Consider the following 25141-nt stretch of genomic DNA (forward strand, 5'->3'; position numbering starts at 1 on the left):
GGGCCCGGGTGCACCGCGTCACCAGGCCGTCAGCGGCGGACGGCGCCGAGGCGCGGCAACCGGGGAACGCCTGCGGCGGCACCAGCCGAGGCGGGCACGACGATCTCTTGCGCAGCGGCGATCATCAGGTCGTCGACGACGACGGCCAGCGGTGCGGCCTCGTCGGTGCCGCGCTTGACGAGCGCGAGGGCCACCGGGCCCAGCTCGTGGTGCAGGGCGACGCTCGTGACGTGCCCGACCGACTTGGGTGCGGTCGCCTCGGGATCGGACACCGCGCCTCCTGCGGTGGCGGCCGCGTCGGGGGCACCGCCGGCGACCGGGGCCAGCACGACCTCGGCACCGCGCGGGGGCAGCACGCCGTCGCTGCCGTCGAGGTGGAGCATGACGAGCCGACGCGGCGGGTGACCGATGTTGTGCACCTTGGCGACGGTCTCTTGCCCGCGGTAGCAACCCTTGGTGAGGTGGACGGCGCTGCGCATCCAGTCGAGCTCGTGCGGGATGGTCCGCTCGTCGACCTCGGTCGAGAGTCGGGGACGCCAGGCCTCGATGCGTAGGGCCTCGAGGGCGAGGGTGCCCGCGACGGCGAGCCGGTCGGCCGGCGACGCGGCGAGGGCGTCGAGGTCGGAGCGCCGGACGAGGCTCTCGCGGTAGGTCCAGTCGTGACCCGGGTGACGGTCGGAGTCGGCGTAGCTGTGACCGCCGGCCGCGACCTCGTGCCAGGGGTCGACCCAGACGAGCGCCGTGTCGTGTGACGTCAGGACCGGGACGAGCGGAGCGGAGCCGTCAGGGCCTTCGGAGCCGTCGGGGCCGTCGAGCAGGTCGTGCATCGAGCCGATCGTCGCGACGTCGGCCGTGCGGTCGACGACCTCGACGCGCAGCATGAAGCGCATCCGGTCGAGCCAGGTGCCGAGCGGTTCGACCCCGGAGCGGTCGACGAGCAGCCAGGTGGTCTCGCCGTCGTCGAGGACGCGGGCGGCGTGCTCGAGGCGGCCGTTGGCGTCGAGCAGCAGGGTCTCGGTCGAGACGCCCGGCGCGAGACCGACCAGGGCCTGGCTCGTCAGCGAGTTGAGCCAGCTGAGCCGGTCCGGCCCCGTGACGGTCAGCACGCCACGATCGGAGAGGTCGACGATCGCCGCCCCCCGGGCGAGCAGCCGCTGTTCGCCGAGAGGATTGCCGTAGTGGGACGCCACGCCCGAGCCGTCGTCGACGAAGCCGTCGCGCGACGAGAAGGGCGAGACCACGGGACCCGTGGTGTCGAGGGACGGGCCGCCGACGTCAGTCAACGCGCGCCAGCTGCCCGGATGCGTGCGAGCGCAGTTCTTGCCCGAGGGCCGCGATGTCCCATGCCCAGAAGAGCTTGCCCTCGACGAGGCCGTACATGCGGGTGGCCGCCGAGTACTCCTTCGCGTTGCTCGACCGGACGACGGCGTCGGTCGCGAGGTCGATCCGCGGCCCCTTGACCCGACCGAGGTAGAGCTCGTTCACGCCGGTCGGGTGGGCGATCTGCACCTCGAGGCCGAAGCCGTCGTCGGGCGTGCGGAGGATCTCGACCGCCCGGGCCGACGTGAAGGGCTGGACGCCGACGCCGGGCAGCATCCCCGGGCCGCGGTCACCCGGCTCGGCCGGACGTTCGAGCCGCCAGTAGCCCGTCTCGCTCGTCAGTGGCGTGTGCTCGTCGTCGAGCAGCCAGGTGAACGAGCTGTAGTTGAGGAACGGCAGGCCGTCGTGGCTGAAGCTGATTCGCTGCCCGAACTCGTGGGTGCGACGCTCGGTGCCCGGTTCGGAGTCGGGGTCGCCCTCGCCGATCTTGTAGTCGACGACGCCGGTGCCCTGCCAGACGCCGATCAACCACGAGAGGGGGACGAGCTCGGACGGCAGGTCGGTGGGGATGTCGATCATGGAGCGGTCAGCGCTGACCCTTGAACAACTTGAGCAGGACGACGACCGAGACGAAGCCGATGGCGAGGGTGGCGAGGCCGAGGAGCCCGATGTAGAACACCTCGAGTGCGAGCAGGGAATCCATGCCGTCGAGCCTACCCGGCGACCGCGGACGTGCCCAGCCCTTCGGGGCGACCGTTCAGACGAGCCGGAGGTCGGGCGTTCAGACGAGTGCGAAGACGCCCGTCACGACGGCCAGGATCACCAGGCTGCCGCAGGTGCTGAGCATCGTGCGTGAGACCAGGCCGTCCTTCTGGCTCGTGGCGAGCTGCAGCACGAAGGTGAGGACGATGGCCCCGCCGAGGGCCAGGACGACGTGGTCCCAGTACTCGGAGGCGGGCGACCGCAGGCCGATCAGCACGGCCACGACGAGCGTGGCGGCCCAGACCGGGACGACCGTGATCGGCTTGAGCCGTGCCGTCGTCGCGTCGACGTCTCGTTCGCCTGTCTGCACCGTTCGTCCCTCGTTCGTGTCCGCCGTTCTGCCGACCTGCCGACCTGCCCTAGCATCGGATGGTCGGAGTGGCGGTGTCTCATGTTTTAGACTGCTCGACAGTACATTCACTGGAGGTCGTGTGGCGCAGCTCTTGGTACTGACGTCTGCGGGCGGCCCCGAGGTCCTGCCGTCTCTCGCCCTGCTAAGCCACCGTACCCGGCAGATCCCGGCCGAACCCGCGCAACTGGTGAACGCCCCCTCGAGCGACCTGATCTTCGTCGACGCCCGCGTCGACCTCGCCAGCGCCAAGTCGCTCTGCAAGATCCTGCGGACCACGGGCGTCACGGTGCCGCTCGTCCTGGTGCTCACCGAGGGCGGGCTGACCGCCGTCAACAGCGAGTGGGGCGTCGACGACGTCATCCTCGAGACGGCCGGCCCCGCCGAGATCGACGCCCGCATCCGACTGGTCACCGGTCGTCTCGCGCAGTCGCAGAACGGCTCGAAGATCCACGCCTCCGGTGTCGTCATCGACGAGGCCAGCTACTCGGCGAAGGTGCACGGTCGCCCCCTCGACCTCACCTTCAAAGAGTTCGAGCTGCTGCGCTTCTTCGCCACGCATCCCTCCCGCGTCTTCACCCGTGAACAGCTGCTCAGCGAGGTCTGGGGCTACGACTACTTCGGCGGCACGCGCACGGTCGACGTGCACGTGCGACGGCTCCGGGCCAAGCTCGGCGACCTCGAGTCGTTGATCGGCACGGTGCGCAACGTGGGCTACCGGTTCAACGTCTACGACGACGACGCCCAAGCGGTCGTCTCGTGAGCACGGTGTCGCGGTGACCGACGCCGCCGACGCGACCAGCGCCTCCTTCGTGCCCACGCTCGCCCGAGCGGCCACCACGGCCGACGGCAGCCCGCCGTTCTCCGACCAGACCCTGGTCGACGTCCGGTCGGGCGTCGCGACCGTCGTCGGCGACGCGCACGCCGCGGCCGTGCTGCGCGAGGGCGAGACCGAGCTCGTCGTGCATCCCGACGACCGCCGACAGGGTCGCGGTGCGGAGTTGCTGCAACGACTCGTCGACGAGACCGAGGGCCCGCTGCTGTTCTGGGCACACGGTGACCACCCCGGCTCCCGCGTGCTCGCCGCGCGCTTCGGCCTCGCCGAGACCCGTCGCCTGCTGCAACAGCGTGCCGACGTCCCCGCCGACCCCCGTGCGCCCCGCCTCCGCGACGCCGACCGGGTCGCCTCGTTCCGGCCTGGAGTCGACGACGAGGCCTGGCTCGACCTCAACGCCCGCGCGTTCGCCGACCACCCCGAGCAGGGCTCGCTCGTCCAGGCGGACCTCGACGCCCGGCAGGCCGAATCGTGGTTCGACGCCGACGACTTCCTCCTGCTCTGGCGCGGCGACGACCTGCTGGCCTTCTGCTGGCTGAAGCTCGACGAGGGTCAGCCCGGGGAGTTCTACGCGGTCGGCGTCTCGCCCGACCACCAGGGCGAACGACTCGGAGGCGCGGTGGTCGACACCGGGTTCGCGCGCCTCGCCGAGCGCGGTGCCGGCACCGCGGCGCTGTACGTCGAAGGGGACAACACCGCCGCCCTCCGGCTCTACGCGGCCCGCGGGTTCACGGACCACGCCGTCGACGTGCAGTACACCCTCACCCGCTGAACCCCGCCCGGGCACGGCCCGTCCTCGGGGGGTGCGGGCCCCTCCGGTCCACCGATATGCTGCGGATCGGATGACAGCGATCGAGGGGGCATCATGACCGATCAGACCAGACCGGACGGCGACGACCAGGGGCACGACGAGCCGCAGCACGACGGGGCACCGGCCGGGGGCCACGAGCAGCCCGCCGCGTTCCCGTACCAGGGACTGCCGTACGGGCAGCAGCCCGAGGGGAACCCGCACCAGGCGACCGGCTACGGGGACCAGCTCTACGGCTCCTCGCCGCAGCAGGGCGACCAGGGACAGCCGCAGGGGGCGTACCAGCAGCCGTACGACGCCTCGGGCCAGCCGACCTCGCAGTTCGCGTACGCGCAGGCTCCGACTCCCCCGGCACCGAGGACGCCCGAAGAGGCCGCACGACGTCGACGACTGCTGATCGGCCTGATCGGTGGCGTAGCCCTGCTGCTCGTGCTGGTCGTGGCGGGTGCCGTGACGTTCGCCACGATGAGCGCCTCCCACCGGCCCGAGGCGACCGTCCGCGACTACCTCGGCGCGGTCCAGGCCGGTGAGGTCGAACGCGCCCTCGCGCTCGACGGCACCGAGGTCGCCGACGGCGACGTGCTGCTGACCGACGACGCCTACGCCGCGGCCGGCGACCGGGTCGACGGGTTCCAGGTGGGTGCCGTCTCGACCGACGGAGACGACGCGCAGGTCGAGACCGTCGTGCACCGCGGCGACGGGTCGACCCACGCCCAGGAGTTCACTCTCGTGCGCGACGGGCGCGATCTCCTCTTCTTCGACCGATGGGCGCTCCAGCCGGTCGACCTCGGCACGGTCTCGGTGCAGGTCGCCGGACCGGCATCGGCGGAGATCGCCGTCGACGGCACTCCCGTGACCCGGGGGTCCGACGGATCGGTGAGCCTCAAGGCCTTCCCCGGCAGCTACGAGGTCGCCCTCGCCGCCGAGAACGAGTCGTACTCGGCGACCGCCGCCACCGCCGTGGTCGAAGGCGCCGACGCCATCGCCCAACCGACCCTGCTCACGACCGCGCTCACGCCCGCCGGCACCGAGGCGGCGACCGCGGCCGTCGACGCCTGGGTGGCGGGCTGCATCGCCTCGACCGACCTGCGTCCGGAGGGCTGCAGCTTCGGCCTGTACGACACGGAGTCCGGTCGGTACACGCTGTCCGGCCAGAAGTGGACACTCGAGTCCGCGCCGCAGTTCACCGTCGGTGACTGGCAGGACGGCGGGTGGACGGTGAGCACCACGACTCCGGGCTCGGCCTCCTTCACCGCCCAGGGCGTCGATGCTGCGGGCAACAGCGGCGTCTACGGCTCGCTCGCCCCCGTGCCGGTGCGGGTGGGCGGCCTCATCAGCGACGTGACCGCCGACGGCGCCACGTTCACCTCGAGCGTCGCCACGCCGCTCACCTGACCCAAGGGGTACAGCCGGGGTACAGAAGCGGGGCGGCGACGCGTACTCCTGGGGTCCGAGCCGACCTGCCACCGCACTCCCAGCACCGGGGAGTGGATTGAGGCACCGCGCAAGGCACGCATCCCATCGTCAGGAGAACAACATGAACCCCGTCAAGTTCCTTTCCGATCTCGGCCTCCAGAGCAAGCACGCCTACTGGGGCGGGTTCGCCTCGATCGTGATCGCCCTCGTGGCCTGGATCGCCTCGCAGGGCAAGGACTCGTCCGACAAGGCCCAGTCCGACCGTTGGGGCATCTTCATCGGCCACTGGGCGCCGACCTTCTTCGCCCTGGGCCTCGCCCTGAAGAACGAAGAGAAGTAACCGCAGGTCCTCCACTGCGACGACGCCCCCGCCCACCCGGCGGGGGCGTCGTCGTCCCCTCGACCGCTCCTCCCCCGCGGCCGGGTGTCCACACGTCATCTCGCGTTTACCCGGGACGACGCTGCGAGGCGGTCGGGGGTGGCACGATGGTGCGATGGACAGCAGCGAACCCCGCGTCGACGGCGCCGGCGTCACCCCCGACTTCCTCGACGACTTCGACGAGATCGTCAGCTTCGAGGACGGCACCCTGCCCGCCGAGCGCTACCTCGACCGCGAGCTGAGCTGGCTCGCGTTCAACCAGCGCGTGCTCGAGCTCGCAGAAGACCCGACCACGCCGCTGCTCGAACGGGCCAACTTCCTGGCGATCTTCGCGAGCAACCTCGACGAGTTCTTCATGGTGCGGGTCGCCGGCCTCAAGCGCCGCATCGCGACGGGCCTCGCCGTGCCGACCAACGTGGGGCGCGGGCCGAACGAGGTGTTGGCCGACATCAACCGGAAGGCCCACGAGCTGCAAGAACGCCACGCCCGGGCGTTCCTCGACCTCGTCAAGCCCGACCTCGACGACGCGGGCATCCACATCGAGAACTGGTCCGACCTCGAAGAGGCCGACCGGGTCCGCATGCGCGAGATCTTCGCCGAGCAGATCTTCCCCGTCCTCATGCCCCTGGCGGTCGACCCGGCCCACCCCTTCCCCTACATCTCGGGGCTGTCCCTGAACCTGTCCATCCGCGTCCGCAACCCCAAGACGATGCGACAGGAGTTCGCGCGCCTCAAGGTGCCGCAGATGCTGCCGCGCTTCGTGCAGCTGCCCGACAACGACAGCGGGCGCGTGCGGTTCATCCCCCTCGAGGACTTGATCGCCAACCACCTGCAAGACCTCTTCCCCGGCATGGAGGTCGTCGAGCACCACGTGTTCCGCGTCACCCGCAACGAGGACGTCGAGGTCGACGAGGACGAGTCGGAGAACCTCATCCAGGCCCTCGAGCGCGAGTTGCTGCGCCGCCGGTTCGGTCCGCCGATCCGGCTCGAGATCACCGACGACATGGACCCGGTCACCCTCGAGCTGCTCGTGCGCGAACTCGACGTGACCGATCAAGAGGTCTACAAGCTGCCGGCCCCGCTCGACCTGGCCGGCCTGTTCGAGATCACCAAGATGCCGCGGGCCGACCTCAAGTACCCCAAGCACCTGCCGACCACGGCCGTGCAGCTGCAGCAGACCGAGCCGAACATGAAGCCCGACATGTTCGCGAGCATCGCCCGGCAGGACATCCTCGTGCACCACCCGTACGAGTCGTTCGCGACCAGCGTGCAGGCGTTCCTCGAACAGGCCGCGGCCGACCCCAACGTGCTGGCCATCAAGCAGACGCTCTACCGCACCAGCGGTGACAGCCCGATCATCGAGGCGCTCATCGACGCCGCCGAGGCCGGCAAGCAGGTCCTCGCGCTCGTCGAGGTCAAGGCGCGGTTCGACGAACAGAACAACATCACCTGGGCCCGCAAGCTCGAGAAGGCCGGCGTGCACGTCGTCTACGGCCTCGTCGGGCTCAAGACCCATTGCAAGCTCGCCCTGGTCATCCGCCAGGAGAAGGGCACGCTCAAGCACTACACGCACATCGGAACGGGCAACTACAACCCGAAGACCAGCCGCATCTACGAAGACATGGGGCTCTTCACCGCCGACGACCAGGTCGGGAAAGACCTGACGCGCCTGTTCAACGAACTCTCGGGCTACGCGATCGAGAAGAAGTTCAAGCGGCTGCTCGTGGCCCCCCGCTACCTCCGCCGAGGTCTGCTCAAGCAGATCCAGAACGAGATCGAGAACGCCCAGGCCGGCCGACCCGCCGGCATCCGCATCAAGATCAACTCCATCGTCGACGAGCAGATCATCGACGCCCTCTACAAGGCGAGCCAGGCGGGGGTGCCCGTCGACGTCTGGGTGCGCGGCATCTGCACCATCAAGCCGGGCGAGCCGGGCCTGAGCGAGAACATCCGTGTGCGGTCGATCCTCGGGCGGTACCTGGAGCACAGCCGTCTGTTCTGGTTCCTCAACGACGGCGACCCGCAGGTCTTCATCGGGAGCGCCGACATGATGCACCGCAACCTCGACCGTCGCGTCGAGGCCCTGGTGCGCCTGACGCAGGCCGACCACCTCGCCGAGGTCGCCGACCTGTTCGAGCAGGCGATGTCGGACGAGACCGCCTCGTGGTGGCTCGAGGCCGACGGCACCTGGACCCGCCACGCGCGTGACGCCGACGGCCGCTCGCTGACCGATCTGCAGAACGCCCAGATGAAGGCCATCACGCAGCGGAAGCGCTCCAAGCGATGACCATCACCTCGACGACGGTCGTCGCCGCGGGTGCCGTCTGCTGGCGGCTGGTCGACGGCAAGGTCCGGGTGCTGCTGATCCACCGCGACCACCACGGCGACGTCTCGCTGCCGAAGGGCAAGGTCGACCCGGGCGAGGCGACGCCGCAGACGGCCGTGCGCGAGATCCACGAAGAGACGGGCTACCGGGTGACGCTGGGCGCCCCGCTCGGCACGGCCGAGTACCTGCTGCCCGGCGGTCGCGACAAGGTGGTGCACTACTGGTCCGCCGAGGTGACCGACGAGTCCTTCGCCGCGGCCGGGACGTTCACGCCCAACCACGAGGTCGCGGCCATCGAGTGGGTCGGCATCGAGAAGGCGAAGGCCATGCTGACCTACGCCCGCGACGCCGACGTCCTGCAGCGCTTCGCCGACCGGGTGGCGACGGGCACGGCCCGCACCTTCCCGATCGTGGCCCTCCGCCACGCCAAGACGACCTCGCCGTCGGACTGGCACGGCTCGGACGCCACGCGCCCCCTGCTGCCCCAGGGCCGCCGCCAGGCGAGGTCGGTCGCCCCCGTCATCGCGGCCTGGGCCCCCACCCGCATCGTCAGCAGCACGGCGGCGCGCTGCCTGGCCACCCTCGAGCCCCTCTCCGAGCTGACCCGGGTCGGCGTCAAGCAGACCGACGCGATCAGCCAGGACGCCTTCGAGCAGGGCACGGACGACGTCGCCGGCGTCGTCAAGAAGCGCCTCAAGAAGAAGGCCGCGGCCGTCATCTGCAGCCACGGCCCGGTGCTGCCCGAGGTCATCCGACAGATCTCGTTGGGCACCAAGGGGGGCGACCGCATCGATCTGCGCCGTGCCTCTTCGCTCGGCACGGCCGAGTTCACGGTGCTACACGTCTCGGTCGACGACACGGCGCTCGTCGCGATCGAGACGCACGGCCCGGCCGCCTGACCCGCGCCTCCTCGGCTCGCCGCGACGCCGAGACGGTCGACCCCCGCCCGCACCGGGCCGGGGTCGACCGCCGTCCGGACGCGCCTGTCCGGGCCGATGTTCCCCCCTCGTTCACCTTCCGTTCACCGGGGCAGGCGACCGTGGTTAACCCGTCGCCGTAGCGTCTCGCACGGGTCGGCACCTGGCCCACAGCACCCAGCCATCACATCCCGAAAAGGACCCCCCTGTGAACTTCAAGCGCACCGGCAGCATCGTCGCGATCGCCGCGGTCGGAACCATGCTCCTCGCGTCCTGCGCCAGCAACGAAGGCGGCGCTTCGCCCTCGGGCGACGCATCGGCCAGCGACCTCTCCGGCTCCATCTCGGGCATCGGCGCCTCGTCGCAGCAGGCTGCGCAGGAGGCCTGGGTCGCGGGCTTCCAGACCGCCAACCCCGACGTCACGATCAACTACGACCCGCAGGGTTCGGGTGGCGGCCGTGAGAGCTTCATCTCGGGCGCCGCGGACTTCGCCGGCTCCGACCGTGCGTTCAAGACCGACGAGATCTCGTCGAGCACCTTCGCCGGCTGCACGCCCGACACCGGCATCGTCGAACTGCCCGCCTACGTCTCGCCCATCGCGGTCGTCTTCAACCTCGACGGCGTGAAGGAGCTCAACCTCACGCCCGCCACCCTCGCCGGCATCTTCAGCGGCAAGATCACCACCTGGGACGCCTCCGAGATCAAGGCCGACAACCCCGACGCCGACCTGCCCAGCACGGGCATCACGGCCGTCCACCGCTCGGACGACTCGGGCACCACCGAGAACTTCACCGACTACCTGCACGCCACGGCCGGCGACACCTGGACCGAAGAGGCCGACGGCACCTGGCCGACCGCGTTCGGCGGCGAGGGCGCCTCGGGCACCACCGGCGTGATCGACGCCGTCACCAACGGCACCGGCACCATCGGCTACGCCGACGCCTCGCGCGCCGGTGACCTCGGCGTCGCCAAGGTCAAGGTCGGCGACGACTTCGTCGGCTACTCGGCCGAGGCCGCAGCCGCCATCGTCGACGAGTCGCCCGAAGAAGAGGGTCGCACCGACGGCGACATCGCCATCAAGCTCGACCGCACCTCGAGCGCCGCAGGCGTCTACCCGATCGTCCTGGTCAGCTACCTGATCGCCTGCGAGTCCTACGAGGACGCCGCCAAGGGCGAGCTCGTGAAGGCGTACCTCTCGTACGTCACCAGCGAGGACGGCCAGAAGGTCGCGGCCGACGCCGCCGGTTCGGCCCCGATCTCGAGCACCCTCTCGGGTCAGGTCGCCGACGCCATCGCGCTCATCAAGTAACACGGCACCACCCCGGGGGCCCGGGAACGCACCGCGTGCGTTCCCGGGCCGTCGGCCTGACAGGCACCACCAGCACAAGCACCAGCACCAGCACCCGTGTTCGTCCCCGAACCCCACCCGAGCCTCCGGAGGACCCCGTCCGATGACCGCCCCCGCCACGACCTCGGCCCCCGCCGTCGTCCCGAAGCCCAAGCGACGTCCTGCCGACCGGATCTTCTCGGGCAGCACGGTCGTCGCCGGTGGTCTCATCCTCGCGATCCTCGCGGCCGTCGCGCTCTTCCTCATCGTGCAGAGCATCCCGGCCCTCACGGCCGCTCCCGAGGACGTCTCGCTCTCGGGTTACCCGGGTTCGTTCTGGGAGTACGTCGGACCGCTGGCGTTCGGCACGGTCTACGCCGCCGCGCTCGCCCTGCTGATGGCCCTCCCCGTCGCCATCGGCATCGCCCTCTTCATCTCGCACTACGCCCCCCGCAAGCTCGCCCAGGGGCTCGGCTACGTGATCGACCTCCTGGCCGCCGTGCCGTCGGTCGTCTTCGGCCTGTGGGGCAGCATCGTGCTCGCCCCCGCGATCCAGCCCTTCTACGACTGGCTGGTCAGCACGTTCGGCTGGTTCCCGCTCTTCGCCGGCCCGGTCTCGGGCACCGGTCGCACCCTCTTGACCGCCTCGATCGTGCTCGCCGTGATGATCCTGCCGATCATCACCGCCCTGAGTCGTGAGGTCTTCCTCCAGACGCCGGTACTGCACGAAGAGGCCGCCCTCGCCCTCGGCGCCACCCGCTGGGAGATGATCCAGATCGCCGTGCTGCCGTTCGGTCGCCCCGGAGTCATCTCGTCCGCGATGCTCGGCCTCGGTCGTGCCCTGGGCGAGACCATGGCGGTGGCGCTCGTGCTCTCGCCGGCCCTCGTCGTCAACCCCGCGATCCTGACGTCGACGAACTCCTCGACCATCGCGGCGAACATCGCCCTCCGGTTCCCCGAGGCGCACGACATCGGCATCAACACCCTCATCGCGACCGGCCTCGTGCTGTTCGTCATCACCCTGATCGTCAACTCGATCGCACGCTACGTCATCAACCGCCGCAAGGCCTTCTCGGGAGCGAACTGATGGCCACCACCACCGCCGGCGTGCGCCGGTCCACCCGCACGGTCAACGCCCTCACGACGGGGCGCCTGCCCAAGGCCGCGCCCCTCGTCATCCTGCTCGGCAGCTGGGTCGTCATGGGCGTCGTCTTCGCCCTCCTGAACGCGGCGGGCGTCACCGATTCCTTCAACTGGGTCGGGGCGATCATCCTCGGCACCGTGCTCTACGCCGTGCTCGTCTTCGTCGTCGCGATGCAGATCGAGGGCATCCGCCGTGCGAAGGACCGCGTCGTCACGACCGCCGTCAGTGCGGCGTTCATCATCGCGCTGGTTCCGCTGGTCTCCTTGCTCTTCACCGTCGTCACGTCGGGCTCCAACCGGTTCGACGCCGACTTCTTCGCGATGTCGATGCGCAACGTCGTCGGAGCCGGCGGCGGTGGTCTGCACGCCATCACCGGCACCCTGCTGATCACGGCGCTGGCCGCCGTCATCTCGGTGCCGATCGGCCTGCTGACCGCCATCTACCTCGTCGAGTACGGTCAGGGCCGCCTGGCCCGCGCCATCACGTTCTTCGTCGACGTCATGACGGGCATCCCCTCGATCGTCGCCGGCCTGTTCGCCTACGCCCTGTTCGTGATCTTCTTCGGCGAAGGGGTCCGCATGGGCGCGGCCGGCTCCGTGGCCCTCGCCGTCCTGATGATCCCCGTGGTGGTGCGCAGCACGGAAGAGATGCTGAAGCTCGTGCCGAACGAGTTGCGAGAAGCGGCCTACGCCCTCGGCGTCCCGAAGTGGCTGACCATCGTCAAGGTGGTCATCCCCACCTCGGTCGCGGGCATCACGACCGGCGTCATGCTGGCCATCGCGCGCATCATCGGCGAGACCGCTCCGCTCTTGATCACGGCCGGCTTCACCGCGAGCATGAACTACAACCTCTTCGACGGTCGCATGCAGTCGCTGCCGGTGTTCGCCTACAGCTCGTACGTCAGCCAGGGCACCGACGCGGCGGCCTTCATCGACCGGGCCTGGACCTCCGCCCTCACCCTGATCCTGATGGTCATGGCGCTGAACCTGCTGGCCCGCCTGATCGCCCGCGTGTTCGCCCCCAAGCTCGGCCGCTGACCCGGCCGCCCCGACCCACACCCCGTCCCGGCTCCCGCCCGGCTCCCACCCCGAAGGAATCACCGTGTCCAAGCGCATCGAGGTCAACGACCTCAACGTCTACTACAGCAAGTTCAAGGCTGTCGAAGACGTCAACATCACCATCGAGCCCCGCACGGTCACCGCGTTCATCGGCCCGTCCGGCTGCGGCAAGTCGACCTTCCTGCGCACGCTGAACCGCATGCACGAGGTCATCCCCGGTGCCTACGTCGAGGGCGAGGTGCTGATCGACGGCAACGACCTCTACAGCCCCGGCGTCGACCCCGTCCTGGTCCGTCGACAGGTCGGCATGGTGTTCCAGCGCCCCAACCCGTTCCCGACGATGAGCATCCGCGACAACGTGCTCGCGGGCGTCAAGCTCAACAACCGCCGCATGTCGAAGAGCGACCAGGACGGCCTCGTCGAGTCGTCGCTGCAGGGCGCGAACCTCTGGAACGAGGTCAAGGACCGCCTCGACAAGCCCGGCTCGGGCCTCTCGGGTGGTCAGCAGCAGCGCCTCTGCATCGCGCGGGCCATCGCGGTCTCCCCCGACGTCGTGCTGATGGACGAGCCCTGCTCGGCCCTCGACCCGATCTCGACGCTCGCCATCGAGGACCTCATCGAGGAGCTCAAGCAGCAGTACACGATCGTCATCGTGACCCACAACATGCAGCAGGCCAGCCGCGTCAGCGACAAGACCGCGTTCTTCAACATCGCCGGCACCGGCAAGCCAGGCAAGCTCATCGAGTACGACGACACCGCGAAGATGTTCTCGAACCCGAGCGTGCAGGCCACGGAAGACTACGTGTCGGGACGCTTCGGCTGATCGGCGCCGCGCCTCCTCGGGGTGAGGCGCACCCGCACGCGGCGCGTCCGTGAGGGGCACACGAGAAGAGGCGGTCCACCATTTGGTGGACCGCCTCTTCTGGCGTGGCGACGGGTCAGGCGCTGGGGATGGCGACGACCGGGTCGCTGGTCGGCGAGGACGAGCCACCCGCCGGCTCGACCGTGATGCCGATGGTGTCGCCCGCGTTCATCTCACCCTTGAGCAGGTGCGTGGCCGGGGCGCTCGACGAGGCGTCGAAGGTACCCGCGGGGACGGCGCCGTCATCGTTGATGTACCAGAGCTCGTAGGTCTGGTCGCCGGGCAGCGAGGTCATCCCGTCGACGACGACGGCCGAGCGACCGAGCTCGTCCGACCAGATGAGCGTCGCCTTGCCGCCGGTGCTGACGTCGGCCACCGAGCGTTGGAAGTCGCTCGCGGCGTAGATCTCGTCGATGCCCGAGGCCTGCTGTTCCTGCTGCTGGCCGGACTGACCGAGGCCCTCGACGAGGGCTCCACCGCCGAAGAAGAGCGCGGCGGCCGCGGCGGCCGCCCCGAGGACGGCGACGGGGCGCGTGAACCAACGACGGTGCGCGGCTCCGGTCGGCGTGAGGACGCGAGCACCCTCGGATTCGCTCGGCTCCATCTCGGGGGCGGGGGTGCGCTCGACGCGACGTGCGTGGTCGTCGTCACCCGCGCCTCCTGCGGTCGTCGCGATGTCGTGGTCTGCCGTGGGGCTCGTCGGTGCCGCCGTCGCCGTGAGCGGCGCGAGCTGCGGCGTCGACGCGATGAGGTCGAGCACGCTTGCGCGGAGCCCGGCCGACGGGGTGACGGGCCGGGCCGCGTGAGCGAGCAACAATGCGGTCTCTCTCAATTCGGCCACCTCCGTCCTGGTGTCGTCGTGCTGGTCTGATGTGTCGTCGAGGAGTGCCTCGAACGCGTGTCGTTCGTCGTCGCTCAGTGCGTTGAGCACGTAGGCGCCGGACAGGTTGTCGGTGTCGGTTCTCGTGGTGCCCGCGTCGTCCGCGTGGCGGCCGTGCGTGGGCTCGTCGTGGTCGGTCACGAAGCCACCCCCATCTCGTCGCGCAGACGGATCATGCCGTCGCGCAGTCTGGTCTTGACCGTGCCGATCGGCACGTCCAACAGTTTCGCGACCTCGCTGTGGCTGAGGCCGCCGTAGTAGGCGAGCTTCACCGCCTGCCGTTGCAGTTCGGTGAGGCGTCCGAGGGCCCGCTCGACCCGCTCGTGCTCGATGCGGATCTCGACGGACTCGGTGACCGAGTCGAAGTCGGTCTCGAGGTCGCGCACGCCGATCTTGAGGTCGCGATCGCGGCCGGCCTGGGAGGCGCGGATGCGGTCGACGGCTCGTCGGTGCGCCATCGTGAGCATCCAGCTGGCGGCGCTGCCCCGGGTGGAGTCGAAGCGCGTGGCGTTCTGCCAGATCTCGAGGAAGACCTCTTGGGCCACCTCTTCGGACTGGGCGTGGTCTTTCAGGAGGCGCTTGATCAGACCCAGCACGCGGGGCGCCGTCTGGTCGTACAGCTCGGCGAAAGCGGCCTGATCACCCTGCGCGACCCGCGGCAACAACATGTCGGGGGTCGACGGAGCAGGCCCGCTCTCGGGTGTCTCTGTCTCTCGGGTCACGAGTTCGAGCATGTCAGGGTTCACCTCCGGTCGCACTGTTCGTCGGGTCGTGGGTCACGATCCGGGGCGGATCGTGATGTGGTGCGGTGTTCGTGGTGCGGTGTGTTCGTGGTGCGGACGGGACTCCCTGCGATGCGTCCGTCTGGGATGGCGTTCAGGCCCGGTGCATCGCAGGGAGACCAGCCCGCCGACGCCCGAAACTAAGGGAGGACGGGTGTCGGCGGGGGATCGTGGATCCCTCACGTCAATGATTCGGCACGGGGGGCCCGCCGGATTGGGTGAACATCCCGGCGCGCTCGTGGTGCCCGGCCGGACCCCGGGTGTCGAACCTGACAGGGGCGGACCGACAGCCGTCCAGGGGCCGACGGGTTCGCCCCGACGCGTCGCTCACCGTCACCCAGCGATCGCCAGACGCCGTCGCCTGCTCCCGACGTACCCGAACCGACGAGCCGAGGAGGCGCGGTGCCGGCGGAAAGGAGGCCGACGGTCGGTCGTCACGTCGGCTCTCGACCGAGGACCCACCTCGGGAGGAAGAGGCGCCGGACCGCAGAAACGCCTCTCGGCGCGAGGCCGCTCGAAGCGGCTAAATTTGGAGCCCGGGGTTACTGCGGCCCGACAGGGAAGACTTTACCCGCCTCGGGCCGAGCGGTCCGCCGAGTTCGCGTCGTGCGAACGCGAGGCGGGTCCGCGCGTGTCGAGCGGGGGGCGGTCGCCGGTCGGCGGTCGGCGCTCGGCCGTGCCGCCCTCCTCAGCGCGGCGCAGGCCCGCCCGCGCGGCGCTGGCCCCGGCGCTCAGTCGAGGCTGTCGTCGCGCCACAGGTGGGCGCAGGCGACGAGGTCGACCCCGAGCTCGCTGAAGCGCAGAGCGCGACGGGTGAGTTCGCCCGCGCGGTCGGACCCGACGGCGTCCTGGTCGTCGGCGACCGAGGTGGCGCCGGCGGCGGCGAGGCGGCAGAACGCGGCACCCCGCTCGAGGGCGATGGCGAAGTCCCCGACGAAGACCCCGCGGAGGATCAGGTCGGCGAGTTCGAGGATCTCTTCCGGGCTGGCCGGAGCGGGCGCACCCGCGACGACCGGGTCGATCGTGGTGGCGACCTCGACCCCGCGCTCGAAGAGCTGGGTGACCTCGACCGGGTTCTGCCGGATGACGGCCCGCACGAGGTAGATGCGCCAGAGGGCGCCGGGAAGGCTGTGGGGACTGGCCCGGGCCCAGAGTTCGGCGACCGCGTCGATGCCGTGCTGGTCGGTGAAGGTGACGAGCCGGTCGAGGATCTCGGGGCTCGGGTCGTGCTTGACGCGCGCGACGAGGGCCGAGGCCGACTCGTGGGCGACGCGGTTCATCGTCGCGGGGTCGTCTCCGCCCTGGAAGGCTTCGAACTCGGACCCCGAGAACTGGGTGGGGCGGTGGAATGGTCTCGGCACCGGACCCACGATAGGCGCGACCACCGACACCGAGCCGGGCGTTCGCCCACGGCATCACCGCCTGCACCGGGCGCACCCGTCGACACCGAGGAGGCGCGGGTGGGCCTGGCGGCCAGGAGGCGCGGCATCCCGTAAAGTGGACGCGCACGGGCCTCTAGCTCAGTTGGTAGAGCATCGGACTTTTAATCCGCGGGTCGTGGGTTCGAGCCCCACGGGGCCCACCTGTACGCGTCGCCGTCGCCACATCGCTCCGACGTCGTCGCCCGTCACGGACGGCCGCCTTCCGACCAGGAAGGTGGGGCCGACGTCGCACCCGAATGCGGCGGCCCCACCACGAGAGACCGAACCCGAATCCTGTCCCCCGATTTCAGGTGGGTCCCACCCACCTGGCATGCGCAGAACCTACGCCTTGTCCGCCTCCGCGTCTCGACGAGTCTGTTGAGGGCGAGAGAAAGCGCCCCTCCGGTTCGGGCCGGGAGGGGCGCTCGGCCTCCTCGCGACACGTGTCGGGCAAGCCGACGCGGTCGTTACGGGGTACGCCAGGGTTACGGGACCCTGGGGAGACAGCACTCGACGTTACGCGCCCGGCATCGTGCCGGTCTCAGGTTCGCGTTTTCTGGACATTGACCCTCGAGCGAGTCGCGACGAACCGCCACGTCATCGTCATGAGCCGGACGCCCGGTACCGCACGCCCCACGTGCCCGTCCACGTCTCGCCCGGCTCGAGCCAGCGCAGGCCCTCGCCCGAGGCCAGCGCGTTGGCCGGTGCCGTCATCGGTTCGGCGGCGACGGCCAGCCCCTCGACCCCGTCCCGGGGGAAGTTGCGGGGCGTGAACACCTGCACGTACTCGAACGACGGGTCTTGCCAGAGCTCGGTCGCCGAGCCGTCGGGGGCCGTGAAGGTCGTCGTGCGGATGCCGTCGGCGTCGGGCTCGACGTCGCGGTAACCCGTGTCGAGGTCGAGGTCGCCCAGGCGAGGGCCCTGCGACAGGTCGAACTCGGTGCCGGCCACCGGCACCGTCCCGACCGGGATGCTCGCCTCGTCGGTCTCGTAGCGCGTCGAGGCCGCCAGCGTGACGGTCAGCGTCGCCGGATCGTGGTCGCCCACACGGAAGAACGGGTGCGACCCGACGGCGAACGGGGCCCGGTCCGGGCCGACGTTCGTGATCGTGTGCGTCACCACCATGCCGTCCGGGACGAGCTCGTGCCGCACGCTCGTGTCGAGCTCGAACGGATAGCCGTGCTGGGGGAACACCGTCGCTCCGAGCGTCACGGCGTGGGGCTCGCGGCCGACCACCTGGTAGGCCGTGTACCGCAGCAGCCCGTGGCTGGCGTTGCCCTTGGACGGCTCGGTCAGGTCGAGCTGCTGCTCGCGGCCGTCGAGCGTCCATCGGCCGCGCGCGACCCGGTTCGGCCAGGGCACGAGGGTGATGCCGCAGGCGGACGGCGGCACCTCGTCGGCACCGAACGTCTCGGTCAGGGCGATGCCGTCGACGGCCAGCGCGCGGATGCCCGCCGCCACCTGCGTGACCACACCCGTGACGCGGTGCCCGTCGTGCTCCAGGGCGAGGTCGTACTGTTCTCCGGTCGGGCTGCTCGTCGTCATCGTTCCAGTCTCGCTCTCGGGTGTCGGTGGCGTCCGGGATCGCTCGAGGCCCCGCGACGGGGGCCGGGGCTCAGGGACGCGAGGGGGCAGGGTCGCGAGGAGGCGCGTCGACCTCGCCCGCGCCTCCTGCGGTGACGACGGCGAGGCCGGCTCGACGCAGCTCGGCGACGGGCGCCTCGTCGGCCCCCGCCGTGATGAGCGCCTCGAAGGTGTCGAGCGGACCGATGACGCCGAGGTGGGCCTCGCCGAGCTTGCTGCCGTCGGCGACGATGTACGACCGGCGGGCGGTCTGGGTCATGAGGCGCTTGAGGTCGGTCTCGGGCAGGTTGACGTTCGTCACCCCGTGCAGGGCGTGGACGCCGGTGCAGCCGATGAACGCCAGGTCGGCCGTGACGCTCGCGAACACGCTCGTCGCCAGCGGGTTGACCAGAGAGTGCTGCAACGGCCGCAGGGTGCCGCCGGACACGATGACCGTGAACCGGGGCACGGCCTGCTCGAGCGCCAGCGCGATGGTGAGGCCGTTCGTCACGACCACGACGCCCTCGAGGTCGTGCCGTTCGAGCAGGGCCAGAGCGATCTGGGTGGTGGTCGTGCCGACGTCGAGCACGACGCAGTCGCCCGACCGCACGAGCGACGCGGCCTCGACCCCGATGGCCCGCTTGGCCTCGGTCGAGACCGAGCTCTCTTCTTCGAACGGTCGCTCGGCCGGGCGGTCGACGGACAGCGCCCCGCCGTGCACGCGCGAGAGGAGGCCGTCGGCCGCCAGGCTCTCGAGGTCGGTGCGGATCGTCACCTCGGACAGCCGGAACTCGCGCGCCAGCTCGGCCGTGCGGACGAAGCCGCGACGCCCGACGAGGTCGGCGATGCGGTCGCGGCGCCGCTCGCCCGGCAGCGCCGCCGGCTGCGGCACCGGGGGCGGGGTCGAGTTGCCGTTCACCCGGCTAGTTTCGTATGCTTTCACGTACTTTCGCAACTGCAAATCGTGGTCGCGAGTGCCCCGAACTGAAGGAGGCGCGATGTCGTCCATCACGAAACGCGCGACGGTCCTGTCCGACGGTCGCGAACTCATCTACTTCGACGACGCCGACACCACGCTCACGGCGGAGCGCCGCGTCGACGCGCGCACGCTCGATCCACGGCCCGACACGGCGACCATGCGACAGGACGTCCTCACCGGCGAGTGGGTCTCGATCGCCGCGTCGCGGCAGAACCGCGTGTTCCTGCCCCCGGCCGAGCTCGACCCGTTGGCGCCGGCCAGCGAGACCAACCCGTCCGAGATCCCCGACGTCTACGACGTCGCCGTGTTCGAGAACCGCTCGCCGTCGTTCGGGCCGCTGCTCGAGAGCGACGACGCTCCCGAGGGCCTCGACGACCTGACCCGCATCGGCCTCGAACGCACCCTGCGCAGCGTCGGCCGGTGCGAGGTCGTCTGCTTCAGCCCCGAGACCCACGGGTCGTTCGCCGACCTGAGCGAGTCACGCGCCCGCACCGTGGTCGAGGCCTGGGCCGACCGCACGGCCGCCCTGTCGGCGCTGCCCGGCATCCAGCAGGTGTTCCCCTTCGAGAACCGCGGCCAGGCCATCGGCGTCACCCTGCACCACCCGCACGGTCAGATCTACGCCTACCCCTACGTCACGCCGCGCACCACGCGGCTGCTCGACAGCATCGAGACCTACGGGCCGACCCTCTTCGCCGACCTGCTCGACCGCGAACGCTCCGGCCCCCGCGTCGTCCTCGCAGGCGAGCACTTCACGGCGTTCGTCCCGTTCGCCGCGCGATGGCCCATCGAGATCCACCTGCTGCCGCACCGTCACGCCCCCGACTTCGCGGCGCTGACCGACGACGAACGCGACGAGCTCGCGGTCATGTACCGGCGCCTCCTGCGCGGTGTCGACGGCCTGTACGACGACCCGACGCCCTACATCGCCGCCTGGCACCAGGCCCCGGTCGGCGTCGGACGCGACACCGTGCGCCTGATGCTGCAGATCACCTCGCCTCGCCGGGCCGAGAGCAAGTTGAAGTTCCTGGCAGGCTCCGAGGCGGCGATGGGAGCCTGGGTGGGCGACCTCGTCCCCGAGGTGCAGGCCGACCGAATCCGAGAGGCGATCGAGCGATCATGACCGACACCACCACTCCCCAGGGCTTCCGCGAGGTCTTCGACACCGAGGTCGCCGGACGCTGGTCCGCCCCGGGCCGCGTGAACCTCATCGGCGAGCACACCGACTACAACGACGGCTTCGTGCTGCCCTTCGCCATCGACCGACGCACCACCGTCACCGTCGGTCGGCGCGACGACCGCCTGCTGCGCGTGGCGTCGTCGTTCGAGGGCGGCGTGCACGAGGTGTCGCTCGACGACCTCGACCCGGCATCGATGTCGGGTTGGTCGGCGTACGCCCTCGGCATCGCCTGGGCGTTGTCGGTCGCACACGACCGCGCCGACTCACCCTCGTTCGCGGCCGCCGGGGGCGACCTGTCGACCATCGACCTGTCCGGCGTCCCCGGCCTCGACCTGTTCGTCGAGTCCGAGGTGCCGGTCGGCGCAGGGCTCTCGTCGTCCGCGGCGCTCGAGTGCTCGGTGGCCGTGGCCTTCGCCGAGCTCTGGTCGCTGGACGTCAACCGCTCGGCCCTGGCCGCGGTCGGGCAACTCGCCGAGAACGAGGTCGTCGGCGCACCGACGGGCATCATGGACCAGTCCGCGTCGCTGCTGGGTGAGGCCGACTCGGGCGTGTTCCTCGACTGCCGCAGCCTCGACGCCGACGTCGTCGACCTCGGCTTCGCCGCCGCCGGCCTCGAGGTGCTCGTCGTCGACACGCACGTCGAGCACGCCCACGCCACCGGCGGCTACGTCGAGCGTCGCGCGTCGTGCGAGAAGGGTGCCGCCGCCCTCGGCGTCGACTCCCTGCGCGACCTCGACGCCGACGACCTCGGTCGGGCCGAAGAGCTGCTCGACGACGAGACCTTCCGTCGCGTCCGTCACGTCGTCACCGAGAACCAGCGCGTACTCGACACCGTCCGCACGCTGCGCACCGACGGCCCGCAGGCGATCGGCCATCTGCTCGACGCCTCGCACGTGTCGATGCGCGACGACTTCGAGATCTCGGTCCCCGAGTTGGACCTCGCCGTCGCCACCGCCCAGGCGACCGGCGCCGTGGGTGCCCGCATGACGGGTGGCGGTTTCGGCGGGTCGGCCATCGCGCTCGTCCCCACCGAGGCCCGCGCCGACGTCGAAGCCGCGATCGTCGCCGCCTTCGCCGAGGCCGGCTACACGGCTCCGACCGTCTTCACGGTGCACGCCGCCGAGGGCGCCCGCCGCGACGCCTGACGCCGGGCTGCCCTGCCACGGGCACAGCGCCACGGCGTGGGTGCTGCGCCACGAGATGGGCATCGCGCCACGAGTTGGGCATCGCACCACGAGATGAGCACAGCGCCAGGGGAAAACCTGGTGCTGTGACCATCTTCTGGCGTGGTGGGGGCGGCGGCAGTGCTCCCCGCCACGAGGTCAATACGCCGCCACGTCATTGCGTGGCGGCGTGTCGAGTCCGTGGCGGGATGAGGGCACGACCCCGACTCAGCACCACGGGACGGCCAGCGCTCCACGAGGTGGGCACAGCACCACGAGATGAGCACAGCGCCAGGGGAAAACCTGGCGCTGTGCTCATCTCCGGGCGTGGTGCGGGCAGCGGCAGCACGCCCGGCAGGCCCTGGCGTCAGGGACGCTCGGCGGCCTCGACCACGTTCTTCAGCAGCATGGCCCGGGTCATCGGCCCGACCCCACCCGGAACGGGCGACTGGAAGCCCGCGACCGCGGCGACGGCCGGATCGACGTCTCCGCGCAGCTTGTACTTGCCCGTCTCCTCGTTCTGCACGCGGGTGATGCCCACGTCGATCACGGCGGCCCCGGGCTTCACCCAGTCCGGCTTGACCAGCCCCGCGACGCCCGCGGCGGCCACGACGATGTCGGCCCGGCGCACCTCGGCGGCGACGTCGACCGTCCGGGAGTGCGTCAGCGTCGCCGTCGCCTCGAGGCGGGTCAACAGCAGCCCGAGCGGCCGCCCGACCGTCAGCCCCTGGCCGATGATCGTGACGTGCGTCCCCGCGATCGGGATGTCGTAGGCGTGCAGCATCTCGACGATGCCGCGCGGCGTGCAGGGCAGGGGCGTGTCGATCGACCCCTTGCCGCCGGGCACGGCCAGCACGAGCTCGCCGAGGTTGACCGGGTGCAGGCCGTCGGCGTCCTTGGCCGGGTCCATGAGCTCGAGCATCGCCGTCGGGTCGATGCCGGCGGGCAACGGCAACTGGATGATGAACGCCGTGACCGCGGGGTCGGCGTTCATCGTCTCGATCGCCCGACGGATCTCGTCCTCGGTCGCCGTGTCGGGCAGGTCGATGCGGATCGACTCGATGCCGACCTCGGCGCAGTCACGGTGCTTGCCCGCGACGTAGGACAGCGAACCGGGGTTCGCCCCGACCAGGATCGTCCCGAGTCCCGGCGCGATGCCCCGGGCCTTGAGGGCGTCCACCCGGAGGCGCAGGTCGTCCTTGACGGCGGCGGCCAGAGCCGTGCCGTCGATCTTCACGGCGGACGAGTCGTCGCCGGGGACGAAACGGGCACGCTCGACGCCCACCGCACCCCGTGACGAGGCCTCGACCCCGACGCCCGCCGGAGTCCCGGCCGCGACGTCAGCGCTCACGCGTAGAGCGGGAACGCGTCGGTCAGCGCCTTGACGCGGGCCGCGAGGGCCTCGACGTCGGGCGAGGGCATCAGGGTGAGCGCGATGATGTCGGCGACCTCGGCGAACTCGTCATCCGAGAAGCCACGGGTGGCGAGGGCCGACGTGCCGATGCGCACGCCCGAGGTGACCATCGGCGGGCGGGGGTCCCACGGCACCGAGTTGCGGTTCACCGTGATGCCGACGTCGTGCAGCAGGTTCTCGGCCTGCTTGCCGTCGACCTCGCTGGCGCGCAGGTCGACGAGCACCAGGTGCACGTCGGTGCCACCGGTCAGCACGTCGACCCCGGCGGCCTTGGCGTCGTCGGCCGTGAGGCGGGCCGCGAGGGCCTGGGCGCCGCGGATGGTGCGCTCTTGACGGTCCTTGAACTCGGGCTCGGCGGCGAGCTTGAACGCCGTCGCCTTGGCCGCGATGACGTGCATCAGGGGGCCGCCCTGCTGGCCCGGGAACACGGCCGAGTTGAGCTTCTTGAACAGGGGCTCGTGGTTCGAGAGGATCACGCCCGAGCGGGGACCCGCGAGGGTCTTGTGCACCGTCGACGAGACCACGTGCGCGTGCGGCAGGGGCGACGGGTGCAGGCCCGCGGCCACGAGCCCGGCGAAGTGCGCCATGTCGACCCAGAGGTAGGCGCCCACCTCGTCGGCGATGGCGCGGAAGGCCGCGAAGTCGAGCTGACGGGGGTAGGCCGACCAGCCGGCGATGATGACCTTGGGCTGGTGCTCGATCGCCTGGCGACGGACGACGTCCATGTCGATCAGGTAGGTCTCGGGGTCGACCTCGTAGGCCACGGCCTTGTACATCTTGCCCGAGAAGTTGAGCTTCATGCCGTGGGTCAGGTGGCCGCCGTGCGACAGCTCGAGACCGAGGATCGTGTCGCCGATGTCGGCGATCGCGGCGAGCACGGCGGCGTTCGCCTGGGCACCCGAGTGCGGCTGGACGTTGGCGAACTCGGCGCCGAACAGCGACTTGGCGCGCTCGATGGCGAGGTTCTCGGCGACGTCGACGAACTCGCAACCGCCGTAGTAGCGACGACCCGGGTAGCCCTCGGCGTACTTGTTCGTCAGCACCGAGCCCTGCGACTCGAGCACGGCACGCGGCACGAAGTTCTCGGAGGCGATCATCTCGAGGTAGTCGCGCTGGCGCCCCAGCTCTTGCTCGAGGACGGCGGCGATCTCGGGGTCGACGACCGAGAGCGGCTGGTTGAAGGTCGACGGCTGGCGATCGGTCGACTCGGCGGACGAGGCGGCGGTCTGGGCGCTGGTCTGGTCGGAGATGGTCACGGAGGACTCCTTGGCACACGGGACGGACGGAGGTCGGATGTCGTGGCCCAGGCGTACGGCCACGCACGTGTGTCAGTCGCTCCCCGATGGTGACCATCTGAACGCCAGTCGCGACCCGCACAGCATAACAAGACGACCCCTGACGGGGAACCCGCTCGGCGACCGTGTGACACCCTGGACGGGTGAGCCCCACCCTCGACGACACCCGCACGGGAACGGAGGCCGACCAGCGCCTCCTGACCTCGCCCGACACCCCCTGGGTGACGCTCGTCTGGGACGACCCGGTCAACCTGATGACCTACGTCACGCACGTCTTCGAGACCTACTTCGGCTTCGGCCGGGCCGAGGCGAAGCGCCTGATGATGCGGGTCCACACCGAGGGTCGTGCGGTCGTCGCCACGGGCAACCGCGAAGCGATGGAGCGGCACGTCGAGGCGATGCACGACTACGGCCTGTGGGCGACCCTCTCGAAGGAGGACGAGGCGTGACGCTGGTGCCGTTCGTCCGCCCCCGGGGCGGCGACGAGATCCGCGTGCGGCTCGACGCCGACGAGCGGGGCCTGCTCACCGACCTGGTCGGTCAACTGCTGTCGCTGCTCGAGAACGGTGACGAGGGCGATCCGGCCCTGGCGCGCCTCCTGCCGGCGGCGTACCGCGACGACGCCGAGGCGGCCGCCGAGTTCCGGCGGTTCACGGCCGACGACCTGACCCGGCGCAAGGTCGAGAACGGCCGGGCGGTGCTGGCGACGCTCGGCGAAGCGGGGTCGACGCTCGACCGTGCCGCCCAGCAGTCGTGGCTGCGCACCCTCAACGACCTTCGCCTGACCCTCGGCGAGCGCCTGGGGGTCACGGGTGACGGCCTCCCCGAGGGCGGTGACCGTCAGCTGCAGGCGATGGGCCACGTCTTCGACTGGCTGGGCTACCTGCAGGAGGCGCTGCTGCGGTCCCTGCACAAGGGCTGACCCAGCGCCCGAACCCGGCGCACCGACCCGGCGCCACAC

24 protein-coding genes, 1 tRNA gene and 1 riboswitch are annotated in these 25141 nt (G+C 70.7%); of the genes, 15 read left to right on the plus strand and 10 right to left on the minus strand.

Annotated elements, in window-relative coordinates:
* Positions 1-29: 29 nt before the first annotated feature.
* From ASL10_RS00555 to ASL10_RS00565, 3 genes are all read right to left on the minus strand, one after another.
* Entirely contained in the window at positions 30-1283 is a 1254-nt protein-coding gene (locus ASL10_RS00555; protein ID WP_369794348.1) for a folate-binding protein YgfZ, read from the minus strand.
* Positions 1276-1899: an FABP family protein gene (locus ASL10_RS00560; protein ID WP_043597230.1), complete on the minus strand. Its 624-nt coding sequence runs from the start codon at positions 1897-1899 to the stop codon at positions 1276-1278. Before ASL10_RS00560 ends, ASL10_RS00555 begins: the two co-directional genes overlap by 8 nt.
* A 202-nt stretch (positions 1900-2101) precedes the next feature.
* Positions 2102-2392, minus strand: coding sequence for a hypothetical protein (locus ASL10_RS00565; protein WP_056043223.1), 291 nt, complete (start codon positions 2390-2392; stop codon positions 2102-2104).
* Positions 2393-2513: 121 nt separating this feature from the next.
* Here ASL10_RS00565 and ASL10_RS00570 point away from each other — a divergent pair, with 121 nt between their 5' ends.
* The 10 genes from ASL10_RS00570 to pstB all read left to right on the plus strand — a co-directional run bounded on the left by ASL10_RS00570 (position 2514) and on the right by pstB (position 13464).
* Positions 2514-3194, plus strand: coding sequence for a winged helix-turn-helix domain-containing protein (locus tag ASL10_RS00570; protein WP_056043227.1), 681 nt, complete (start codon positions 2514-2516; stop codon positions 3192-3194).
* Positions 3195-3207: 13 nt separating this feature from the next.
* On the plus strand, positions 3208-4038 hold the full coding sequence (mshD, locus tag ASL10_RS00575; protein ID WP_056043229.1) for a mycothiol synthase: 831 nt from the start codon (positions 3208-3210) through the stop codon (positions 4036-4038).
* Positions 4039-4131: 93 nt separating this feature from the next.
* Positions 4132-5469 (plus strand): hypothetical protein, encoded by a 1338-nt coding sequence (locus ASL10_RS00580; protein WP_056043232.1) that lies wholly within the window; start codon positions 4132-4134, stop codon positions 5467-5469.
* Between the two features lie 142 nt (positions 5470-5611).
* The gene (locus ASL10_RS00585) at positions 5612-5830 is read left to right on the plus strand and encodes a hypothetical protein (RefSeq protein ID WP_054146872.1); all 219 of its coding nucleotides are present in this window, start codon (positions 5612-5614) and stop codon (positions 5828-5830) included.
* Positions 5831-5984: 154 nt separating this feature from the next.
* Positions 5985-8156 (plus strand): RNA degradosome polyphosphate kinase, encoded by a 2172-nt coding sequence (locus ASL10_RS00590; protein WP_056043235.1) that lies wholly within the window; start codon positions 5985-5987, stop codon positions 8154-8156.
* A complete protein-coding gene (locus tag ASL10_RS00595; RefSeq protein WP_056043236.1) occupies positions 8153-9094 on the plus strand; it encodes an NUDIX hydrolase in 942 nt (313 codons plus the stop codon). Before ASL10_RS00590 ends, ASL10_RS00595 begins: the two co-directional genes overlap by 4 nt.
* Before the next feature lie 226 nt (positions 9095-9320).
* Complete coding sequence (locus ASL10_RS00600; protein WP_369700715.1) at positions 9321-10421, plus strand: phosphate ABC transporter substrate-binding protein PstS; 1101 nt, start codon at positions 9321-9323, stop codon at positions 10419-10421.
* 142 nt (positions 10422-10563) lie between these two features.
* Positions 10564-11526: a phosphate ABC transporter permease subunit PstC gene (gene pstC, locus ASL10_RS00605; protein ID WP_056043239.1), complete on the plus strand. Its 963-nt coding sequence runs from the start codon at positions 10564-10566 to the stop codon at positions 11524-11526.
* Positions 11526-12620: a phosphate ABC transporter permease PstA gene (pstA, locus tag ASL10_RS00610; protein WP_056043244.1), complete on the plus strand. Its 1095-nt coding sequence runs from the start codon at positions 11526-11528 to the stop codon at positions 12618-12620. Before pstC ends, pstA begins: the two co-directional genes overlap by 1 nt.
* Positions 12621-12684: 64 nt before the next feature.
* Positions 12685-13464 carry a phosphate ABC transporter ATP-binding protein PstB gene (pstB, locus tag ASL10_RS00615; protein WP_043597259.1) on the plus strand — a complete coding sequence of 260 codons (780 nt, stop codon included), beginning with the start codon at positions 12685-12687 and terminating at the stop codon, positions 13462-13464.
* Between the two features lie 115 nt (positions 13465-13579).
* On the opposite strand, the gene ASL10_RS00620 is transcribed toward pstB, so the two are convergent.
* The 3 genes from ASL10_RS00620 to ASL10_RS00635 form a co-directional block, all read right to left on the minus strand.
* The gene (locus tag ASL10_RS00620; protein ID WP_056043248.1) at positions 13580-14524 is read right to left on the minus strand and encodes an anti-sigma factor domain-containing protein; all 945 of its coding nucleotides are present in this window, start codon (positions 14522-14524) and stop codon (positions 13580-13582) included.
* Complete coding sequence (locus ASL10_RS00625) at positions 14521-15117, minus strand: sigma-70 family RNA polymerase sigma factor (protein WP_056043251.1); 597 nt, start codon at positions 15115-15117, stop codon at positions 14521-14523. Before ASL10_RS00625 ends, ASL10_RS00620 begins: the two co-directional genes overlap by 4 nt.
* Before the next feature lie 779 nt (positions 15118-15896).
* Positions 15897-16526, minus strand: coding sequence for a hypothetical protein (locus ASL10_RS00635; protein WP_055977451.1), 630 nt, complete (start codon positions 16524-16526; stop codon positions 15897-15899).
* 148 nt (positions 16527-16674) lie between these two features.
* On the opposite strand from ASL10_RS00635, the gene ASL10_RS00640 reads away from it, so the two are divergent.
* A tRNA-Lys gene (locus ASL10_RS00640) sits at positions 16675-16747 on the plus strand.
* A gap of 442 nt (positions 16748-17189) precedes the next feature.
* Here the strand turns inward: ASL10_RS00640 and ASL10_RS00645 are convergent.
* Both ASL10_RS00645 and ASL10_RS00650 read right to left on the minus strand, forming a co-directional pair.
* Positions 17190-18131, minus strand: coding sequence for an aldose 1-epimerase family protein (locus tag ASL10_RS00645; protein ID WP_056043257.1), 942 nt, complete (start codon positions 18129-18131; stop codon positions 17190-17192).
* A 70-nt stretch (positions 18132-18201) separates the two neighbouring features.
* A complete protein-coding gene (locus ASL10_RS00650) occupies positions 18202-19092 on the minus strand; it encodes a DeoR/GlpR family DNA-binding transcription regulator (protein ID WP_235452253.1) in 891 nt (296 codons plus the stop codon).
* A 55-nt stretch (positions 19093-19147) separates the two neighbouring features.
* Here ASL10_RS00650 and galT point away from each other — a divergent pair, with 55 nt between their 5' ends.
* Both galT and galK read left to right on the plus strand, forming a co-directional pair.
* Positions 19148-20251, plus strand: coding sequence for a galactose-1-phosphate uridylyltransferase (gene galT, locus ASL10_RS00655; protein WP_054146884.1), 1104 nt, complete (start codon positions 19148-19150; stop codon positions 20249-20251).
* Positions 20248-21453 (plus strand): galactokinase, encoded by a 1206-nt coding sequence (gene galK, locus ASL10_RS00660; RefSeq protein ID WP_056043260.1) that lies wholly within the window; start codon positions 20248-20250, stop codon positions 21451-21453. Before galT ends, galK begins: the two co-directional genes overlap by 4 nt.
* Before the next feature lie 385 nt (positions 21454-21838).
* Here galK and ASL10_RS00665 read toward each other — a convergent pair whose 3' ends face one another.
* Both ASL10_RS00665 and glyA read right to left on the minus strand, forming a co-directional pair.
* Positions 21839-22756, minus strand: coding sequence for a bifunctional methylenetetrahydrofolate dehydrogenase/methenyltetrahydrofolate cyclohydrolase (locus tag ASL10_RS00665; RefSeq protein ID WP_056044483.1), 918 nt, complete (start codon positions 22754-22756; stop codon positions 21839-21841).
* Positions 22757-22818: 62 nt separating this feature from the next.
* Positions 22819-24135: a serine hydroxymethyltransferase gene (gene glyA / locus ASL10_RS00670; protein ID WP_082460133.1), complete on the minus strand. Its 1317-nt coding sequence runs from the start codon at positions 24133-24135 to the stop codon at positions 22819-22821.
* A gap of 44 nt (positions 24136-24179) precedes the next feature.
* Positions 24180-24263: riboswitch (ZMP/ZTP riboswitch) on the minus strand.
* A gap of 60 nt (positions 24264-24323) precedes the next feature.
* On the opposite strand from glyA, the gene clpS reads away from it, so the two are divergent.
* Both clpS and ASL10_RS00680 read left to right on the plus strand, forming a co-directional pair.
* A complete protein-coding gene (clpS, locus tag ASL10_RS00675) occupies positions 24324-24629 on the plus strand; it encodes an ATP-dependent Clp protease adapter ClpS (protein WP_056043262.1) in 306 nt (101 codons plus the stop codon).
* Positions 24626-25102: a DUF2017 domain-containing protein gene (locus tag ASL10_RS00680; RefSeq protein ID WP_056043265.1), complete on the plus strand. Its 477-nt coding sequence runs from the start codon at positions 24626-24628 to the stop codon at positions 25100-25102. Before clpS ends, ASL10_RS00680 begins: the two co-directional genes overlap by 4 nt.
* Positions 25103-25141: the final 39 nt, after the last annotated feature.

The sequence above is a fragment of the Frigoribacterium sp. Leaf8 genome, from assembly GCF_001421165.1.
GTDB lineage: Bacteria > Actinomycetota > Actinomycetes > Actinomycetales > Microbacteriaceae > Frigoribacterium.

Excerpts from the sequence above, each read along its gene's own strand:
- ASL10_RS00560 (WP_043597230.1), bottom strand. The coding sequence starts at position 1,899 with ATGATCGACATCCCCACCGACCTGCCGTCCGAGCTCGTCCCCCTCTCG.
- ASL10_RS00580 (WP_056043232.1), top strand. The coding sequence starts at position 4,132 with ATGACCGATCAGACCAGACCGGACGGCGACGACCAGGGGCACGACGAG.
- ASL10_RS00585 (WP_054146872.1), top strand. The coding sequence starts at position 5,612 with ATGAACCCCGTCAAGTTCCTTTCCGATCTCGGCCTCCAGAGCAAGCAC.
- ASL10_RS00590 (WP_056043235.1), top strand. The coding sequence starts at position 5,985 with ATGGACAGCAGCGAACCCCGCGTCGACGGCGCCGGCGTCACCCCCGAC.
- ASL10_RS00595 (WP_056043236.1), top strand. The coding sequence starts at position 8,153 with ATGACCATCACCTCGACGACGGTCGTCGCCGCGGGTGCCGTCTGCTGG.
- pstC (WP_056043239.1), top strand. The coding sequence starts at position 10,564 with ATGACCGCCCCCGCCACGACCTCGGCCCCCGCCGTCGTCCCGAAGCCC.
- pstA (WP_056043244.1), top strand. The coding sequence starts at position 11,526 with ATGGCCACCACCACCGCCGGCGTGCGCCGGTCCACCCGCACGGTCAAC.
- ASL10_RS00625 (WP_056043251.1), bottom strand. The coding sequence starts at position 15,117 with ATGCTCGAACTCGTGACCCGAGAGACAGAGACACCCGAGAGCGGGCCT.
- ASL10_RS00645 (WP_056043257.1), bottom strand. The coding sequence starts at position 18,131 with ATGACGACGAGCAGCCCGACCGGAGAACAGTACGACCTCGCCCTGGAG.
- galT (WP_054146884.1), top strand. The coding sequence starts at position 19,148 with ATGTCGTCCATCACGAAACGCGCGACGGTCCTGTCCGACGGTCGCGAA.
- galK (WP_056043260.1), top strand. The coding sequence starts at position 20,248 with ATGACCGACACCACCACTCCCCAGGGCTTCCGCGAGGTCTTCGACACC.